This is a genomic window from Asticcacaulis currens, assembly GCF_028550395.1.
Taxonomy (GTDB): domain Bacteria; phylum Pseudomonadota; class Alphaproteobacteria; order Caulobacterales; family Caulobacteraceae; genus Asticcacaulis; species Asticcacaulis currens.
Genome location: NZ_JAQQKW010000001.1, coordinates 110,124 through 129,013 on the forward strand (window position 1 = coordinate 110,124; position 18,890 = coordinate 129,013).

The following is an 18,890-nucleotide window of genomic DNA, read 5'->3' on the forward strand; positions in this document are numbered from 1 at the left end:
ACTGAGCACAGGACCCCATCATGACCCTTTCGCGACGCCAGTGGCTTGCCACGAGCCTTTCGGCCTGCGCCCTGCCCTCAGGCCTGTTTGCCACTGAGGCGGAAGAGGTGATTTATCAAAATCCGCTGCGCTCTGAGGCAGATGTCGCCCGCTTTAAGATGGAGGGAGACGCAAAGGTCGCCTTTCCCAACAATCGGATGCAATTGAGCGCGCTCAGGGATGCGTCCGAGGGGCAGGCATCGAACTTCGTTTATTGGTGCCCCGAGGTCTTCCCTGACCATGTTGAGATCAGCTGGAACTTCTGGCCACTCAGGGAGCCTGGTCTGTGCATCCTCTTTTTTGCCGCACAAGGCCTCAACGGCGAGCATGTTTTATCGCCAACCCTCAAGCCGCGGGCGGGCATCTACGACCAGTACACAAAGAGCGATATTGAGGCGCTGCAGATCTCGTACTTCAGGCGCCGATGGGAAGAGGAGCGTGCCTTTCACCTCGCAAACCTTCGCTATGCGCCCGGTTTTGAGCTTCTCGCCCAAGGGGCAGACCCCCTTCCCGATGTCGAAGATGCAAGACCGCCTTACCGTATCAGGATCCGAAAATCCGCGGCGTCAGTGGCCTTTACGATCAATGATCTCCCGGTGGTGTCCTGGACCGGCGCATCAAAGCGCAAGTGGCCCGGAAAAGGCAGCGTTGGGTTTCGTCAGATGGCGCCACTTATAGCGGAATATGCCGATCTGGAAGTAAGACGACTAGCTCCCCTCCGCTGACTGAGGGGCGAAAATGCAAGTGCATGTTCCTCTCAGTCGCCGGAAGACCAGCTTTTGCGATGCAGGTGAGTAACCCTACTCTTCGTATATTTGGTCTTCGGGGAGGACGCTGCGAAACCATTCAGCATATTCGGCGTTTACAAACTCGATGCATGTCGCGACGATTTCCGGCACCTCGTAACTATGGAGCGCCTTGACCGAGGCTTCCAGCGCGTCGAGCTTGCTTTCGAGCGTCTTGGCGACGAGCAGGACTTCATCGGCCTCCTCGAGCTTCTCCTGCCACATATAGAAGGAGCGGATGGGGTGCACCTGAACACAGGCCGCGAGGCGGTCTTCAACCAGCCGACGCGCCACGCGCTCGGCCTCTTCCAGGTTGGCACAACTTATGGATACGGTGAATAGTGAGGTCATTGGACCATACTACACCTTTACGTGCGTTTGATAAAGAGCACACGCATGTGACTTCAAGACCATTGCAGCCGGAGTCCGGGACACATATAGATAGAGAACACTTCTGGAACGAACCATGCTGCCCGACGCCCTTGATCACCTGCCAGATTCCAAACGCCGCGAGCTTGAGCACGTGGTGAAGGTGCTCTTCGACAGCTTTGAGGGCGCAACGCAGACCAAACTGTCTGAAAAGCGCAAAAGCGGCCGCATCCTCAAGCTCATCCTGTTCGGATCCTACGCGCGGGGGGACTGGGTCGAGGATCATTTGTCAGGCTATCGCTCGGACTACGATCTTTTGGTGGTCGTCAACACTCAGGAATTTACCGATCTTCAGGAATACTGGAGTGAGGCAGATGACCGCTTTACCCGCGAATACACCCTTACCCATGAGCTTAAGACGCCCGTGAGCTTTATCGTTCACAGCCTTGCCGACGTGAACGATCAGCTCGCCCGCGGTCGTCCCTTCTTCTCCGACATCGTCAAAGACGGCGTTATGCTCTACGAGGCCGAGGGCCATCCGCTCGCGAAGGCAAAAAACCTGATACCTTCAGAGATCGTTGATGAAGCAAAGGGCTATTACGACCAATGGATATCGAGCGCCGAGCGGCGGATAGAAAATGCGAGCTACCTAATTGAGCGTGCGACTAAGGAGTCCAACTGGGGAAATGATGCTGCGTTTATTCTCCATCAATCCGCAGAGGCACTTTACCACTGCGTTCTACTGACACTCACTCTCTACAGCCCAAAGTCTCATCGATTGACCTTCCTCCGGTCACAAGCCGAAGGTCTCGATCAAACGCTTCGAACCGTTTGGCCGGAGAACGACAGGTTCGCGAGGCGCTGTTTTGCAAAGCTGCAGCGCGCCTATGTCGAGGCCCGGTATTCGGCCGAATACCAAATAGACCTTGCCGAGCTCACCTGGCTTAAAGAGCGGATCGAAACCCTAAAAGGAGTTGTGAAAGCCATCTGCGAGAAGAAGGTAGAGATACGGGCGTAAGGGTACGACCTCATGTAATCGCCGTGGCCTCTTGGGCACGGGATCAAAGGTCGTGTTCATTGCTCAGGCGGTCGCCTCAGGCAAACAAGGTCTCGATATCGTCATCTGAGAGGAGTTCAACGACGTCGGCGGCTTCATCAAAAAGCGCGTTAGAAAGCGCGCGCTTACGGGCCTTCATATCATCCATCTTGTCTTCAATCGTGCCTTCCGCACAAAGTCTGTAGACGAAGACGGGCTTGTCCTGACCGATCCGGTAGGCCCGATCGATCGCCTGAGCCTCAACCGCCGGGTTCCACCAGGGGTCATAGAGGATGACCGTATCGGCAGCCGTGAGATTAAGACCAGTACCACCGGCCTTAAGGCTGATGAGAAAGATGGGACTGTCACCTGACTGGAATGCGTCGACCTCTCCCTTTCGGTCGTGAGTCTTGCCGGTAAGCATGCCGAATTTCAGACTGGCTTTTGAAAGCCGCGCTGCAATCAGGTCGAGCATGCTCGTAAACTGCGAGAAGATGATAATGCGGCGCCCCTCTTCGACGAGCTCCGTCACCATATCCATCAGGCGCTCAAGCTTTGCTGATGGCGCATCTTCGCTTCCCGCCAGCTTCAGCAAAGACGGATCACAGCAGACCTGGCGGAGTTTCAGCAAGGCATCGAGCACGATTATATGGCTCTTCGCGAGGCCTCTCTCAGAAATAGCTTTTCGCACCTGCTTGTGAAGGCTGAGGCGCACGGTGTCATAGAGGTCGCGCTGTTTACCCGTAAGCACGATCCGCTCCACGATTTCCGATTTCGGCGGCAACTCTTTGGCGACATCAAGCTTTGTTCGCCGCAAAAGAAACGGCCGGACACGGCGAACGAGGAGCCTTTTCACTTCGTCGTTTCGCCCTTTTTCTATGGGCGTGCGAAACTCCCGCGTAAAGCGCGAGTTGTCACCGAGAAAAGCCGGATTGACGAAATCCATTAACGACCAGAGTTCACCGAGATGGTTCTCCATGGGGGTGCCACTGAGACAAAAACGATGAGGCGCCTCAAGTGCTCTGATATGCCGCGTGGTGGCTGCATTCGCGTTCTTAATCGCCTGAGCCTCGTCCAGGATGACCGCATACCAGAGCCTTGTTTTCAGCCATTCGTGGTCTCGGACGACAAGGGGATAAGTGGTTATGACGACATCGCTTTGAGAGGCCTGATCAAGCCGTTCCTGGCGGGCCTTGCCGTGTAAAACCGTAATGGACAGGTCAGGGGCAAAGCGTGCTGCCTCTGCCGTCCAGTTGGCCACAAGGCTCGTCGGCATGATGATGAGGGCCGGCCGCGTGAGTCGGCCCTGTGCCTTTTCACGGGTCAAAAAGGCCAGGACCTGGATAGTCTTCCCGAGGCCCATATCATCGGCCAGGATGCCCCCAAGTCCCGCTTCACGCAGGGCATTTAACCAGGCAACCCCCGTTTCCTGGTACGGTCGCAAGCTGGCCTTAAACGTGTCTGGCAGGCTTAAGGCTTTAAGTGTCGAAGGCTCAGACAGGGCACGATACGATGCTTTTGCAGCGTGAACAGCGCTTTGAGCGGGCGCCGTATCTGATCCAAGATCAAGAAAAACGCTTGCGGCCTTTGCCAGTCTGAGTTTCCCGTCTTTTGCCAGTTCGAAGGCGCCCAGACGCAGTTCGTGTAACGACAGGATAAGGGGCAACAGCCGGCTGACAGCGACACTGAAGTAGCGACCCGCCGCATTTTTGAAATAGATGGGCTCATCACCCTCTGAGAGTGCCTTCAGGTCTTCGATGCGGAAGGCGGGATTTTTGATGAGGTCGGCAAGCAGGGGTGCCAGATCAACCTTTTCGCCGTCGACGTCGATGCCCGCATGAAGCTCAAGCCAGTCAATGCCCGATCCCTCGGTAAGACCAATGGAGAGGTCACCACGGGACGTCGCAAGCTGGTACGGAAAATCCTCATCGAAGCGGATATCGATACCCAGTTTTTTGAGTTTCGGCAGATCGAAATCCAGAAAACGCAGCCAGTCATCCGCTGTGATAAAGCCATAATGGGCATCAAAGCTTGCGCTGAGATCTGGATAGAGGTCAGGTGCGAGGTCCGCACCGGTTGCTTCCACGGCCTCTATCAGGGCCGTCTCTAATTCCCGATAGCGCTTCGCACGAAAAAACCGCCCGTCCTTTACAATCTCAAGGGTGTTGGCGGGATCAAACTTCAGGCTTCGCCAGGCCCTGATGATCTCTCCATACTGAAATGAAATTTCCAGAAGCGGGATATTGTCAGCCCACGGAAACGGGCTCCATCCCCTTGATTTCAGTTTTGTCGTTGTGAAATAAAACCTCGCTTTAGGCGGGGCATCGCTTTCAACCGGCTCTAAAGGCGGTTGCGGTACCAAGGTCAGGGCTTGAGGCAGCACCTTGTGAAGCGCTTTGGTAACAAGCGCTGCATGTTCGGGTTTGAGCGGCGGCGCGCTGAGAAAGGCCCTTGCCTGCGCCGGATTCAGCGGCAAATCAATGCGCCCAACCAGTGCATTTTCGATATCAACATAGATCGGCGGCTCCGCGTCAAACGCCAACGCCTGATCGACATAAAGCCTCGGGTGCAGGTGCTTATCGGAGGCACTCAGCTCCCAGTCGATGCCTCCGGTGCGTGGCTCGCCTATGGCAAGGGCCGGGCCGGGCGTCTCCCAGAAAAGGCGACCTGTATCGACGAGCCGCTGCAAAACGGCAAGGTCTTGGACCCTTAACGAAAGGGTTGAGTAGGCGTAGGTATGGCTGTGGGTGGCCTGATTAAGCGTCTCATAAAGCCTGACGTCGGATTCCAGTATGTAAGCGGGTCGGCGCCAGTTGGCCGCGCGGTCAAAATTGGCCCGCTCGAGCCGAGTTGAAAACGCGCCGGACTTGTTTAAACGCGCGGACTTAATGGAGACCCTCAGTTCCGGTGTCCTGACATTGCCGCCGTGGACCGCTAGGAGATAGACCACTCGCTGGTTGACATTCTCCGGGTAGGTATCGGGGGAATCGAGGCTTGCGAGTTTTTCAATCCACTGTTTGGCAGCAAAGGGAAGCAATTCCGCCTCAATGCGGCGTGCCTCCTCGACATCCGCCTCAATGAGGGCCTCGCCCTCTTTTGATAGGAAGAAGTCGACGACGGCCGCCACAGCGTGTTTGCAGGTATAGTGGACGGGGCACGTGCATTCTGAATTAAAGACAGGGGGCTGCGCCCTAAACCCCCGCAGGTTGACTTCAACCTGATAGGTGCCCTGCCCTGAGCCTCGTACCCGCGCCAAAAGCCAGTCGCCTTGGACCTTCGTTGTAATCACGTGCCCCAAAAGCCGGTAGCTCAATCCGCGCTTAAAGGTCTGAGGTCCGACGGCTCGCGTCATAACTGAGAAGGCCACATTTTTTAGCGACATTCACGACTCCGGACGTTGAACTCAGAATAAGTGTCTTTTGACAAATCTTTGGTTCCTCGGAGTTGTTCGCCGAACGCGGGTGCCTGACGAAGCCAGTGAAGGGGGTCAATATAAGAATCAAACGTGGATAGAGAACCGCGATATAATTTTTTAACAAGAAGACAATAAGGTGACGCTGACGGCTGGGGGGAAGCCTCTGGACGCCTTATTCGATTCTAGCCCGTGGTCGAACCGCTTGCTCCGCAAAGCACCTTGGTTTGTGGCCCATCTCGAAAAGTTAGACACCTATGGTCAAAAATACCCCAAGCCTCAACCGCAGGCTTTCGCGTATGGTGTGGGTCTGCGCATTCGCCCTTTTGTCCGCCTGTGGAGGCGGCGGCGGAGGTGGGGGAGGTGGTTCTGGAGGATCTGGATCGACAGCGCCTGCTCCGCCTGCAAAGCCTACGACATCAGAAGCCAGCCGGTTTCTAGCTCAGGCGACTTTTGGGCCTAATGATGCTGATATTGCTGCAGTGACCTCTAGTGGCTATTCGGATTGGATAAATGCTCAGCTGGCGCTGCCCGTTGGAAGCAGCCACCTCGACTATATGGATGCCCGTCTCGTTGCTTTAAAGACGAGCAACCCCAATGCTTCGCTGAACGCCACTCACTTTTATGAGACATTTTACGGTCAGGCCGTTACGGCACCAGATCAGCTAAGGCAGCGCGTGAAGTTCGCATTGTCTGAGATCTTCGTTACCTCATTAGCGGCGGGCAATATCGACGTTCGAACCAACGCGTCGTTCTACGACATGCTGGGCAGGGATGCCTTTGGCAACTTCAAAACGCTTCTTCAGGATGTCACCTATCATCCTGCCATGGGCCAATATCTAACCTACCTGGCAAACCAGAAAGAGAATACGTCGACGGGTCGTAATCCGGACGAGAACTACGCACGCGAAGTGATGCAGCTCTTTACCATCGGTCTTTACGAGCTTAACGCGGATGGTAGTGTCAAAACGGATCTGTTTGGGAAGACGACACCCACCTATTCAACCGCCGATATCCAGGGTTTGGCAAAGGTGTTTACAGGTCTTTCCTGGTATCACCCGACACCAACCAACACGACATTCTTTGGTGGTAATCGCGATGCATCCTCCTATACCCGAGCGATGATCGCCTACCCTGCGTTTCATTCAACCTCTCAAAAGACGTTCCTCGGTACGACCATCCCCGCTTCGACTACCGTGAATGTTGATGGGGATGTCGCAACGGCCATCGACACCCTGTTTAACCATCCAAACGTTGGCCCGTTCATTTCAAAACAGCTCATTCAGCGTCTTGTGACGTCCAATCCATCGCCAGCCTACGTGGGGCGTGTAGCAGCAGTATTTAACAACAATGGATCGGGTGTTCGCGGCGATATGAGTGCAGTCATACGGGCGATCCTCCTCGACACAGAGGCAAGGACGGCTTCTGCCGATCAGGACTACGGGAAACTGCGAGAACCCGTAATTCGCCTAACCCATTTCCTAAGATCGTTTGAAGCCACGTCCACGAGCGGAAACTGGGCGATTGGCTCAACTTCATCACAAACCTCTCTCAATCAATCCCCGTTCACATCCCCCTCAGTTTTCAATTTCTTTAGGCCGGGTTATGTCCCGCCGAACACAAGCATTGGCGGTCGTAATAAGGTTGCGCCTGAAATGCAGATCACAGATGAAGTTTCAACGGCGGCGTACATAAACTTCATGATGAGTGCGATCAACACCGGCTTCAATAGCGGTGATGTAAAGTCAAACTATACAAAAGAAGTCGCGCTAGCCACCGATGCCACCGCCCTTACGGATCGCATGAACCTACTCTTATACGGCGGCCGCATGTCAGATGGTCTGAAAAGCAAAATCGTGGCAGCCGTTAACAGCGTCACCATCCCCGCGACGGGCACAACGGCTCAGGTGGATGCCGCTAAACTCAATCGCGTTAAACTCGCCACCCTCTTGAGCGTGGCATCCCCTGAATACATCGCCCAGCGTTGATAGCACCGTTCAAGGATACTTCGATGACCTCTCAACTTGATCGCCGCGCCTTTCTTCGTTTGGGCATGGGCCTTGGCGGACTGGCCACCGCCACTTCCTTTGGACTCCAACTGGCTGCCGCTGGCTCTGCCGCCGGCCAGAGCGCCACGGACTATAAGGCACTCGTCTGCATCTTCCTGTTCGGCGGAAATGACGCCAATAACATGGTCCTGCCTACGGACGCGGACTCCTGGGGGCGCTATTTTTCCGCGCGCAATCAGGGCACAGACCCCATCGCTCTGATGCCCGTGGGTACGGCGCCGACACCGATTGGCCAGGTGAATTCCGTGACGGGCCGAACATCCGCGCTGGGCAAGCCCGAACAGTGGGGTGGTGTCTTGCCAATTACGCTAAAGACGGCGCAACCGATCCCTCAAAACACAAATGCAACGACAAGAACATTTGGTCTGCATCCGCTCATGACGGAGACCAAAACGCTTTTTGATCAGGGCCGGCTGGCTGTTCTCGCCAATGTTGGCACACTTATTCAGCCAACGACTAAGGCTCAGTACAATGCGAGGAGCGTGCCTCTTCCCGCCAGTTTGTTCTCCCATAACGACCAGCAGTCGACCTGGCAGGCGGGCGCGACAGAAGGTGCGCGAACCGGGTGGGGCGGGCGGATGGGGGATCTGCTCATGAGCATGAATGGGCAGAATACGATCTTCACAGCCATCACAGCCACCGGTACCGCCGTCTTCCTGTCGGGCCAGAACGTGGTTCAATATCCGCTCTCTACCAATTCCGCACCCGCGGTCACCGTTTCTGGCACGCTCGGTTCGACACTTTTTGGATCAACGCAAGCGCCTGCGGCACTAAAAGACATCATTTCTGATACCGTAACCGCCTCAGCACTTGCGAATGATTATGGCGCCGTGGTGAACCGCAGCGTCGGGGCTTCAAGCGTCGTAAACGAGGTCTTCGGGCGAGCCGTTGTTACGGCCGTGCCCTCCCCTCCTACCTATACGAACCCGGCAACGGGTCTGACGGAGACGAACAGCCTGGCCCTGCAATTGAGGACAGTTGCGCGAATGATAGCCGCAGCCCCGGCCTTTGGCTTAAAGCGCCAGGTTTTCATGGTCTCGCTGGGAGGCTGGGACAGCCATGACAATCAGAACCGCGACCAGTCGAACAATCTGGCAAAGGTGTCTCAGGCGCTCGGCTATTTTGACAGTACTCTGGCCAACATCGGCGGGATAGATATGCGTTCGAACGTCACAGCTTTCACAGCGTCGGACTTTTCCCGGACCTACAGCACTAACGGCGACGGGACCGATCATGCGTGGGCAGGCCCGCAATTGATCATGGGAGGTGCCGTGAAGGGCGCGGACATGTACGGCGTCTATCCGACCGTAGGTATGGACATAACGGGCTTTTCAAATCCCTATATGACGGGGGCAGCCTTCATCCCCACGACGTCGGTAGATCAGTATGCGGCCACGCTCGGGACATGGTTTGGCGTATCCGCCTCAGATCTTTCCACTATCTTCCCGAACCTCAAAAACTTCAGCTCGTCCAACCTGGGGTTCATCTGACGAGCTATTGTCCATCGACCTAGGTTGGCAATATCAAGACCGATCATAGTAACCTCATTTATGGATGGTTCTCCAATGTTGTGACCTTTGACAACCACAGTATGACACCTAGATGCCGGGAATGGGAGCCGTCCGCCCCATCACGTCAGATCCACTTCGTCAAAAGGTTCGCGTTTGCCCCATGTTCAAGTGCCTGACGCGAAAGCAACACCCCGGGCTTAAGGAGTGACGCCACCGGCCGTGCCTTCCACACTGGGTCATACCAGCGACGTCCGTCACCCCCAATACCAACAACGCCACATCCAATATTCAACGGATCCAATTGGGGTCCACCTTCCTTCCTAGTGGACACATCTCCAACATCCCCAGCTTCACCAAAAGGTGCAGGGAAATTTGCACTTACATTTAAACCAAAGGTTATGAAGCCTTCGATTAAATCAAGTGCTTAAAATAAGGAGGAAGTCTTCGAGCGTGGTCATCGTGCCCATCTCTCGGTCCACTTGTTTACATGGGCCATCATAGGCTTTTCGATCCACAGGTAAAAGGCGATGCTTCCGACAAAAGCCACTCCAGCGACAATCATAAACTTTCCTACGTTTCCGAACGGTATCCGGTCACCAAGAATCAAGACAATCTTACACATGGCCGAAACAAAGGGAAAATGCGCCAGATAGATTGAATATGATGCAGTGCCCAAGAATAGCAGAAATTTCGGCAATTTCACTTCGTAAAGCTGCTCAAGACGTGCACTTCCCATAATTATCAATGCCGCACCAAGACCGTAAAACACCTCGAAATAGTCATCCGACCAATCGCCATTGTAATAGTTCAACGTCCAGGTCGTGGCAAATATAGCTACACCAGAGATAAGAGATGTACGCGGCATAGATACTTTTTTATGGATATACAAATAAGAAGCGCCCATACCAAACAAAAACAACAGGTGTATTCTGGCGAAGTAGAAGGCAAGTATATCTGATTTGAAATCGGTAAATACGTCGTATAATGAGGCCAGTCCCCACGCTATTAGGATAGGAAAACCTATTTTCGGCTTCCATATTGCTATAATGAACAATGCGTAAAACAGCATTTCATGACGAAGAGTCCATTCAGCAGTCAGCCATGGGTTGTCATTGGTCGGCAGAATCAACAGCGCCGCAGGTAAAGATTCCAGGTCGAAGCGGTGCGGGAACAGAAAATAGGTGAACGGAATGAGAGCTAACAGCACGACCCACAACACAGGGTAAACCCGGCGCACACGCTTCACTATAAAGCCACGTATCTTAGACGGGTCTCCCAACTGATGGTGGTGGGCGAGAAAGATGACAAACCCACTCAGGACGAAGAAGAACGGAACGCCACTCGATCCTGGCACGAAGATGGGAAAGATGTTTTCACCGAGATAAACGGGTCTGGCGAGCGTCAGCTCGACGTGAAGCAGCAACACAGCAAGCGCCGCTAAAGCGCGGCCAATTTGCAAGCTTTCTAGAGAAGATTTCCCCTTAACACTCATCGTCATTACTCCTTATCGCGCTCGTTCTGGGGCGCACTCGGTTTGTTCGCACCGAATAAATTGGGCATTTTGTTGCGCAGGGCTGTTTGTATAGCTGGTTCGATCCCCAACGAGACAATTAGGGCCGCGACAAAAGCCATAGCAATACCAAGCGCAAGGGCGAGATATATGTTGGTGAAAGATAAAGCAAAGATGATTGCCGCCAAGCCTACCGGATTGTGGATGAGGTAAAGAGGGTAGGTCATAAGGCCGACCCGGCGAATAGAGCCGAGATGACGACGGAACATCACAACTAAATGTTCGTTAAAGAAGAGCGACGCGGCGCATAGGGCAAATGCGCCCGTCCACAACGCGAGCGCCGGAACCGGAGACAAGCGAAGCAAGGACGCGCGTTCAATGATCCCATTCTGCGCAACGATTTCCATCCAGCACGCCAACATTGGAAGGATCATCGGAGACAACTGGCGCACTTCAAAGCCACTATCTCTCCAGGTCTTCAACATGATCCCCAGAGCAAAGAAGCAACCATGTTGCACAAGAAGGAGTTGGAAGGGGCGGAAGCCTCCAGCCTTGTTGCTCAGGTCGTATATAATTCCGCTTGGAAAGGCGGTTGTAAGCACAAAATAGGTCAGCCAAAATAGCAGGCTGATTACACCAAGCACAGCGGCAAAAGTACCGATAAAACGCCCCCAACCCTGCCTGAGCATAATAAATATCATGACATAGAATGAGACTTCGATACCCAGAGTCCAGTAGACACCGTCTATAGCCGAAAAAAGTGGAAATAAGGTGAGGGTGCGAATCAGAGACGGGACCAGTTCATCCAAAGGTCGGCCGAAGACAAGATAGTAGACTACGAATGCTATAGGGGCACAAATCCATACGCCCGGCAAAAGCCTTAGAACTCGACCCCAGGCAAATCGTTGGGGCGTTGTATTGTGTGCGGAGTACGCAATCACATAACCAGAAATGACAAAAAAGATTTCGACGCCCACCCAACCGAAATGGCTCAGGCTCATAAATGTCGCGGCGGCGGATGGCGCGATGTGGTTGATAAGCGTGTCGTCAACGGCTGTGAAGTGCCAGAAGCCAAAATGATACAGAACGACTATCGTTGCGGCCACCAGGCGCAGTACATCCAGACCAATGATCTGACTACTTATTACTTTGGTAGCGGATTCCGTATGAGAAGTCACAGATAGCCCCCTTTCATTTCCGATCTCATCGTGAATTTGAACATCTGATGAAAGGACATGCCAAGATCGGAAAGGCTCAAAATTTGACGTTTTCCGCAGATGATGCGTTTTGAATGAGCTCAGAGCAAAATTTGTGCCTCATAGACACCAGCCGATAAAAAAAACCGCACAAATGAATTTTTACAAAAAGAGAGCGTGCTTTTTTTAGACCGTGGAGGCACTTAATTCTCAAACGCTGTCTTTGGCAGCGTGTTTTGTCGAAAAATACGAAATGCCCATGATCGCACCGAAGGCTGCGCCCAAGAAGACCCCGAAATCCGGGCTTGTGCCCGCCAGATACATCCCAACAAAAGCCACGAGGATCGAAAGTTTAAGACCATGTGTCAATTCGAAATCGACAGGGTTGTTGCTCCAAACCTTCGCCAGGAACACCTGGAAAACATAAATGCCAAATAGAACCGCGCCAACAACCCCAGTGCTTGCCAACACATTGACGAAAAAGTTGGACGTCCGAACGCTGCCAATACCGACGCCCAGCCCCATGGACTCCTTAAACGCTACCATGCCGTAGAAGGTCCATGCGCTGCGCTCTGCAAAAGATGTCGACTGACTTTTCTTTAGCACCGTCGTCTCCACCATCCTCACAGCAAATTCGCGGAAGCCTTCATTGGCTACGATGACGCAGATAAAGATCATTCCGACACAAAACGCGAACCACAATTCCCGCAACGCCGCCGCCTTTTGCTTCGGTGATCCGTTGACAAGCCTAAAAAATCCGTCAGCCACGAGCAACGCCCCGGTGACCGCCAGGGCACCATAAGCCGATGAAGATGTCGACAAGGCCGACAAAACCAGACATAGCGCTCCTATTGGGATAGCAACCCTCCATTTATCACGGTCGGGGAAGGCATTTCGACAAAATAAAAGGGCACCGCCGATGGCCGCCGCCAACGTCCCATAGCTCGAAGCCTCGGGCATCAAGCCGATGATACGGCGCGCGCCGAGAACTACATTGTCTGTCATGAAGATATATGACGCAGTCCGAAACTGCTCAAGCACCCCTCCCAAGCCAGTGAATGGCGAAACCATGTCAGCGACCCCAGTAATGATGACGGCACCGCCGGCCCAAATAAGTGCCGCCGCGAAGCGGTAAGCGAAGTTTTCGGCTCTAGCCAGGACAAAAAAAGTAACCGCCACGCCACAGGAAATAATCAAATTGATGCTTTGATTAAAATTTGACCCGCTTGGATAGATGGGTATGGGCTGGACAAAGCCCGCAGCTGGGTAAGCAGATATCTGGCCTGCGAAGGCTCGAGGCAGGACAAATGCGCCAGTCACGGCCAATACGGTGTAAACGACCAAGAAGCCCATGCCTCTCAGATCGCGTGAAGCGATATATACCTGATAGATGCCACCGGGCACCAAGACGGATTTCATTGACAGAAGCAGAAATGCCATGGATGACGCGAGAATCGTCGTGCCCCCGAGCATTGAGGCCGGCACGATAGCCAGAGAACCGAATGCCAGTAGTGAAAAGGCCAGATAGATCTGGAAGTTTCCACGATGGAACCAAGCGAATATGATCAAAAAAATAGCTACTATGCAGGGTATAGGCAATAACAGAGCCCCATTTAATGATGCGTGCGGCAAATACGCCCGTCACGCCGGGTACGACAAAGAATCTACTTAATCACTCTAATTTTGAGACTTTGCATCTACATCAGCCGCTGCCAGAAAATTTGATGCCGCTTCCGACTAAAGGAAGGAAGGCCAAATCCGCAACTTAATTGATTCTAAGCTCATATTTCACCCAAGACCTTTACAACTCCAGGCATTTCCGAGGGTCGGCCGGTGAGTACAGGCAATCTCTGATAGCCTTTAAATTACCGACAAATCGCCCTCTGCGGTCAACCCACGGCTCAGGAATGAACTGTCTCGTCATATTGGCGAAAACATTTCGGGCAATGCGCAAGGTACCGACGCCTAGTGGGACCGTACCCTTTTGCATCATATAAACAACGTTCGCTACTTGCGAATATCCCAACCGCTGCCCAGGTGACCGTCCGGATTTCGACCCCATATGCACCCCACGCAGCCTGTTAGACTTCACAATCCTACCAAATGGGGCGAGACGTCGGGAGAAATCGACATCTTCCCACCAACTGTATAGCGGTAGGGCCTCATCAAATAAAATGCCGTGCCTGCGGGCTTCGGACATGCGGACGATCATGTTGCAGCCGTACCCGTTGAATACATTTTGCAGCATTTCCTCCGGTTGCGGAGGCAAAGTCTCCACCATGCGTTTGGCATCGTCTAAGGTGATGCCGATCCCTTGGGCACCATCGGCTATGACATCTCCCGTCGCAATTACGATATCGGGTTGTGAGATGAACAGGCGCTCGACCTCTAATAAGAAATCCGGATCGGCGATGTAATCGTCATCCAAAAAGACCATCAGATCGGTATCAGTGGCATGACGAATAATAACATTACGTTGGGTCGAGGCGCCAACACCGCCCCTGACGACCGTTAGGGGAAAAGTATAGTGTGCGGCCTCTTCCAAAAAATCAGTCTCTTTGGCCGGGCATATCGTCACCATGTCAGGCGCTCGGACTTGCCTCTCCAGATATTTCAGCGTGAGCGAGAGTAATTCTCGCCGTCCACTAGTCGCTATTGCAACCGTTATATGCATCATCGCTCCCGAACAGATCAACGGCCTTCGCACCCGCACAATAGGTTAAAACCATTAAGCCCTACGACAAGGACTGGCAATCAAAAATGAATGCCGCGCCCCCGGCTAAGACAGGGTATGTCAGTCTAAACTCAGGTACACTACGTTAAATTGAAGCTCTCGTGCAAAGCCCTCATCTGGACATTCTGCCAAGCAGCAAACCGCGATGCGTGCCCGCCACCCGCATTTGGATTTAACGGACAAGCCTCGTGCGTGAAGCTGAGCGTGCGCGTATAAATATGGCTGTTATTCCCTAAATAATCATACTAAACAATAGTTAAAATAAATTATCATCGGCTCCCGAGCGCCTGGGGGTCATCTTTTGCAGTTGCGAAATTAATGCCGAAACGGTACGAGGACGAATTGTTGGCAGCACGCACGGCCTTGAGGAAATGTAATGAGTGACTCCCGCCGTCTCGCGACCAGCATGGTAGCCAGTTGGGGCGCGAACATCGTCAAAGCGGTCGTTCAGATCGTGATGCTCCCTATAATGGCCCGCTTTCTTGGACCTACGGAAATGGGGCTTTATGCCTTAGCCCTACCCCTTGTCGGTCTGGCCATGCCTCTGGCAGATGCGGGACTCGCCAACAGCTTGGCTAGAGAAAAATCGGAAAACAAAGCCGTCTGGTCAACCGCCTTCTGGATGCTGCAAGGGATCGGTTTCTTTTTGGCATTGGCGGTCATTGCCGGGTCACACCTCGTGGCCTACACGGCGCATCAACCCAGACTTCCGCTGATCATCGCCGCGCTGTCTGTTATCTTCCCGATGCTGGCTCTTTCAGTGATACCAATGGCCCGCGTCCTTCAGAAGGGACGCCTGGTCGCACCGGCCATGATCGACATGATCAGCAACGTATTGGGCGCTGGCCTTGGCATCTGGTTTGCGTTTGCTCATTTCGGCGTGTGGGCGATGGTCATTCAGTATAGCTCTGTGTTCTTTTTCAGAGCAGTGCTCTATAATTTCACGGAGTTCTTCCTTCCGCGATTTATGTTCAGTCTCCATGGCCTTGCCGGCCATCTGCAGATGGGTGGATCTATCACCGGATCGAGGCTGGCCGAATTCGCTGGTCGTGTCTTAGAAAATTCTCTTGTCTCGCGCAGCTTAGGAGGCGTGGCTCTAGGCAGTTATGGCTTTGCCACACAGGCATCACGATTTCTCAGCGAAGCCGTCAGCAATTCATTGTGGGCGAACCTATACTATACGTCTTTGCACAGCGAAGCCGCTGTTTCAGCGGCATCCCTGCTGAAACTTACTCGACTGATGGCGCTCATACTTTTGCCAACCTCGTTCCTTGCCGCGGGCCTTGCCCCGACGGCCCTGCCTATTTTGCTTGGAGAGAAGTGGGTCCTGGCCGGTTGGCCGTTTGCCATACTTTGCTTTACTGCGCCGTTTACAGTGATGGCCAGCCTGACAAGTGCCGTCCTTTACGCGCGCGGCATGGGTCGCCTCCCCGTCGTTCTGAGTTTTGGCGCAACGCTGGCTCGGGTGGGTGCCATTATTATTTTTTGCACCTTCGGTTTGATTGCCGCCTGCATCGCAATTGCCACCGTATGCGTCGCGCAGTTTCTAGTTTCATTTATCATAACCCAAGGTAAGATTGGCCATAGTGCGACAACCGTATTCAGGCATATTTTTTGGCCACTTGCCATGTCAGTTGCTGGATTTCTGGCCGTACTAAGCCTGCTCATGTATAAGGTGGATGCATTCTATATTGCCGTTGCCTGTGTTGTTTTTGGCACAGTCTACATAAGCGGCCAGGCTCTTTTTGACCGCAGGCTGTTTTTTAACGACGTGGGGGCTGTGGTGACACTTCTTAAGAGAAAATACGGCCGAAACTTATGAGACGCGCGTCTCGTCACGAAGTGATGCAAAGCTAATTCAGTTAGAATCTGGAAAGACCGCTTTGTAACGCCCCTTGATCAATTAAAGTGGTCTAAAGCGCTTTTGCATAAATCGGGGAAGACGGGGTCAACCGTCGAAACGCCAATCATGCGCGACCGCAAATCAATCCAGTTTTGACGCGAGTTTCGTTCAAAAACCCTATTTCGCGCGGGAAGCGCATGATAAAGTTGATTCGTACTTACCATTTGTTAGGAATCCGAGAGGTCCCGTGCAAGCTGTGCGAACAGGGATAGATTTCGCGGCGCCTGATCCGACTACAGGACCAGTCATCGATGCTTTGACTTATGCGATTGGCGATATCCACGGTCGTTTTGACCTCTTCAAGAAGATGATCGGCCTCATCAAGACGGATGCAGACGCGCGTCATGAGCGCCCGCGCATCGTGTTACTAGGCGACTACATCGATAGAGGCCCCGACTCTGCAAAGGTGCTGGATGCCATTTGGTGGCTAAAGCGTCAGAAGTGGTGCGAAGTCGTAACACTTCTTGGCAATCACGAAGACACCATGTTGAAGTTTCTAAAAGACTCTTGCATTGGGTCGGAATGGTTTCGTTATGGCGGACTGGAAAGCGTCCGATCGTTTGGCGTGCGTCTTGCGCGGTTGCCGGAAACGCCTGAAGAGTGGGAGCTTGTCCGGGCGCGACTCAGTACCGTCCTTACCCCTCGTCAGTACAGTGTGCTGAAGGGTGCGAGGTTATTTTTTGATGCCGGGGACTACGTGTTTGTCCACGCCGGTATCGACCCTGATAAGGACAGGGCTTATCAGACTGCGGAGACCTTCCTGTGGATCAGAGAGCCGTTTCTAAAAGTAAAGCGCGCTTGTAGTCAGGCGGTGGTTCATGGCCACACGCCTTCGGAGGAAGTGGTGAATGAGATGTGGCGCATTGGCCTTGATACTGGCGCTTATGCGACAGGGATCCTCAGTGCCGTTCGACTATGCGGGCGATCACGCAAAATATTGCAAGCAACCACTAGAGATGGGGTTAAGTCAGATGCCCTCCCCCCATTCGGTGACATTTAGGCTCCACGAAGAGTGATTTTTTGCATCGGACGGGCGTTTATATGTCTTCTTACGTGTTTCCTATTTGTTTGAATGACTAAGACCGGCATCATCGCTAGATTTTTATGGTAAGATAAGCCGCGCAAGCGGGGTTCGGCTCTGTCTGCATTCCGTATTATTAGTCGTGGACAGCTAAATTTGTTCAGGAAGCGTCTCGTTATGTCGGCAAAAGTGTTTGGTGGGTGGCTTAAGGCGATGTTTGTGGGAAGGCGTCGCCAATCGCCTCTGACCGACCCCACTGTGTCACGTGGCAACAGCACAATCGACAAACTGACCTATGCAATCGGTGACGTCCACGGGTGCCATAGCCTGCTAATGGAGATGATTGAACTTATCCGCGCCGATAGCCGCGGGTACACTGACAGGCCACGGTTAATTCTGCTCGGAGATTACGTTGACAGAGGCCCATCCTCGAAAGAGGTACTGGATACCGTGATCGCGCTCGAGCAGGCAACCTGGTGTGAAACGATCGCGCTCCTTGGCAATCATGAGCAGGTTCTAAAGCAATTCCTTTTGGATAGTGCCAAAGGGCCGAATTGGGTGATGTTTGGCGGCGCGGAAACGCTGGCGTCTTACGGTGTTCAAACCCCACCACGTCAAAACGTCGAAGGTTGGCTTGAAGCGCGACGTCAACTGGCACGCAACTTTCCCTCTGCTCATCTGAGCTTTTTAAATCAGGCCCGGCTGCTGTTTAAGGCTGGCGACTATCTGTTTGTACATGGTGGCGTCAAACCCGGTGTTCCCTGGGATAAGCAAACCGTTGAAAACCTTCTGTGGATACGGGACGAATTCCTTAATGCCGAGCGACCCTGCGAGTTCGTAGTCGTTCATGGTCACACGGCGAGTGAGGTCGTCCAACACACCCCCTGGCGCATTGGTGTAGATACAGGCGCATACGTAACTGGCACGCTAACCTGTGTCAGATTGTTTGAGAATGAGCGAAAATTTCTATCCGTCTCCAAGGGGGCGAGCAAAACTATGCGCGCGGAAGAAATCAACCGTGCCGAGCCGTAAGACTTTTAGGTTGCCAGCCTGATGAAATCGGCTATTTCCTGGTAGGCTACAGAACGATTGAAAGGGTACATTGACTTGAATTATAATATGCAGAATTGAAGCGTTGCTGCAGTCGGCGGCGCCGAATAAGGCGATGTTTTGTTCGTTTGTTGGTCCCACGACGCACGCTAATACGCACAGGGCAAGGCCCGTACCGTTCTAAAGTGTACTTTCATTGTCGCTAAAATAATTGGCCGCCCCGCGGCTCAACTCCTTTCTAGGTATGTATTAGAA

At 53.2% G+C, this 18,890-nt stretch carries 13 protein-coding genes; 7 read left to right on the forward strand and 6 right to left on the reverse strand.

Annotated elements, in window-relative coordinates; genetic code table 11:
• The first annotated feature begins 20 nt into the window (after positions 1–20).
• Positions 21–764 (forward strand): DUF1961 family protein, encoded by a 744-nt coding sequence (locus PQU94_RS00425; protein WP_272739517.1) that lies wholly within the window; start codon positions 21–23, stop codon positions 762–764.
• Positions 765–839: 75 nt separating this feature from the next.
• On the opposite strand, the gene cutA is transcribed toward PQU94_RS00425, so the two are convergent.
• Positions 840–1,175: a divalent-cation tolerance protein CutA gene (gene cutA / locus PQU94_RS00430; protein WP_272739518.1), complete on the reverse strand. Its 336-nt coding sequence runs from the start codon at positions 1,173–1,175 to the stop codon at positions 840–842.
• A 115-nt stretch (positions 1,176–1,290) separates the two neighbouring features.
• On the opposite strand from cutA, the gene PQU94_RS00435 reads away from it, so the two are divergent.
• Positions 1,291–2,211 carry a HEPN domain-containing protein gene (locus PQU94_RS00435; RefSeq protein ID WP_272739519.1) on the forward strand — a complete coding sequence of 307 codons (921 nt, stop codon included), beginning with the start codon at positions 1,291–1,293 and terminating at the stop codon, positions 2,209–2,211.
• Between the two features lie 76 nt (positions 2,212–2,287).
• Here PQU94_RS00435 and PQU94_RS00440 read toward each other — a convergent pair whose 3' ends face one another.
• Positions 2,288–5,611, reverse strand: a complete 3,324-nt coding sequence (locus PQU94_RS00440; RefSeq protein WP_272739520.1) for a DEAD/DEAH box helicase — start codon at positions 5,609–5,611, stop codon at positions 2,288–2,290.
• A gap of 287 nt (positions 5,612–5,898) precedes the next feature.
• Between PQU94_RS00440 and PQU94_RS00445 the strand changes: the two genes are divergently transcribed.
• On the forward strand, positions 5,899–7,629 hold the full coding sequence (locus PQU94_RS00445) for a DUF1800 domain-containing protein (RefSeq protein ID WP_272739521.1): 1,731 nt from the start codon (positions 5,899–5,901) through the stop codon (positions 7,627–7,629).
• A gap of 23 nt (positions 7,630–7,652) precedes the next feature.
• Positions 7,653–9,200: a DUF1501 domain-containing protein gene (locus tag PQU94_RS00450; protein ID WP_272739522.1), complete on the forward strand. Its 1,548-nt coding sequence runs from the start codon at positions 7,653–7,655 to the stop codon at positions 9,198–9,200.
• 475 nt (positions 9,201–9,675) lie between these two features.
• Here PQU94_RS00450 and PQU94_RS00455 read toward each other — a convergent pair whose 3' ends face one another.
• The 4 genes from PQU94_RS00455 to PQU94_RS00470 form a co-directional block, all read right to left on the reverse strand.
• The gene (locus tag PQU94_RS00455; protein WP_272739523.1) at positions 9,676–10,719 is read right to left on the reverse strand and encodes an acyltransferase family protein; all 1,044 of its coding nucleotides are present in this window, start codon (positions 10,717–10,719) and stop codon (positions 9,676–9,678) included.
• A complete protein-coding gene (locus PQU94_RS00460) occupies positions 10,719–11,909 on the reverse strand; it encodes an acyltransferase family protein (protein WP_272739524.1) in 1,191 nt (396 codons plus the stop codon). Before PQU94_RS00460 ends, PQU94_RS00455 begins: the two co-directional genes overlap by 1 nt.
• A 228-nt stretch (positions 11,910–12,137) precedes the next feature.
• Positions 12,138–13,496, reverse strand: a complete 1,359-nt coding sequence (locus PQU94_RS00465) for a hypothetical protein (protein ID WP_272739525.1) — start codon at positions 13,494–13,496, stop codon at positions 12,138–12,140.
• Between the two features lie 232 nt (positions 13,497–13,728).
• Positions 13,729–14,508 (reverse strand): glycosyltransferase family 2 protein, encoded by a 780-nt coding sequence (locus tag PQU94_RS00470; protein ID WP_272739526.1) that lies wholly within the window; start codon positions 14,506–14,508, stop codon positions 13,729–13,731.
• A 529-nt stretch (positions 14,509–15,037) separates the two neighbouring features.
• Between PQU94_RS00470 and PQU94_RS00475 the strand changes: the two genes are divergently transcribed.
• From PQU94_RS00475 to PQU94_RS00485, 3 genes are all read left to right on the forward strand, one after another.
• Entirely contained in the window at positions 15,038–16,483 is a 1,446-nt protein-coding gene (locus tag PQU94_RS00475) for an oligosaccharide flippase family protein (protein ID WP_272739527.1), read from the forward strand.
• Positions 16,484–16,751: 268 nt separating this feature from the next.
• Complete coding sequence (locus PQU94_RS00480; RefSeq protein WP_272739528.1) at positions 16,752–17,564, forward strand: metallophosphoesterase family protein; 813 nt, start codon at positions 16,752–16,754, stop codon at positions 17,562–17,564.
• A gap of 234 nt (positions 17,565–17,798) precedes the next feature.
• Positions 17,799–18,617: a metallophosphoesterase family protein gene (locus PQU94_RS00485; RefSeq protein ID WP_272740040.1), complete on the forward strand. Its 819-nt coding sequence runs from the start codon at positions 17,799–17,801 to the stop codon at positions 18,615–18,617.
• The last annotated feature ends 273 nt before the right edge of the window (positions 18,618–18,890 follow it).

Excerpts from the sequence above, each read along its gene's own strand:
- PQU94_RS00470 (WP_272739526.1), bottom strand. The coding sequence starts at position 14,508 with ATGGTGACGATATGCCCGGCCAAAGAGACTGATTTTTTGGAAGAGGCC.
- PQU94_RS00440 (WP_272739520.1), bottom strand. The coding sequence starts at position 5,611 with ATGTCGCTAAAAAATGTGGCCTTCTCAGTTATGACGCGAGCCGTCGGA.
- PQU94_RS00445 (WP_272739521.1), top strand. The coding sequence starts at position 5,899 with ATGGTCAAAAATACCCCAAGCCTCAACCGCAGGCTTTCGCGTATGGTG.
- PQU94_RS00455 (WP_272739523.1), bottom strand. The coding sequence starts at position 10,719 with ATGACGATGAGTGTTAAGGGGAAATCTTCTCTAGAAAGCTTGCAAATT.
- PQU94_RS00475 (WP_272739527.1), top strand. The coding sequence starts at position 15,038 with ATGAGTGACTCCCGCCGTCTCGCGACCAGCATGGTAGCCAGTTGGGGC.
- PQU94_RS00435 (WP_272739519.1), top strand. The coding sequence starts at position 1,291 with ATGCTGCCCGACGCCCTTGATCACCTGCCAGATTCCAAACGCCGCGAG.
- PQU94_RS00425 (WP_272739517.1), top strand. The coding sequence starts at position 21 with ATGACCCTTTCGCGACGCCAGTGGCTTGCCACGAGCCTTTCGGCCTGC.
- PQU94_RS00485 (WP_272740040.1), top strand. The coding sequence starts at position 17,799 with ATGTTTGTGGGAAGGCGTCGCCAATCGCCTCTGACCGACCCCACTGTG.
- cutA (WP_272739518.1), bottom strand. The coding sequence starts at position 1,175 with ATGACCTCACTATTCACCGTATCCATAAGTTGTGCCAACCTGGAAGAG.
- PQU94_RS00450 (WP_272739522.1), top strand. The coding sequence starts at position 7,653 with ATGACCTCTCAACTTGATCGCCGCGCCTTTCTTCGTTTGGGCATGGGC.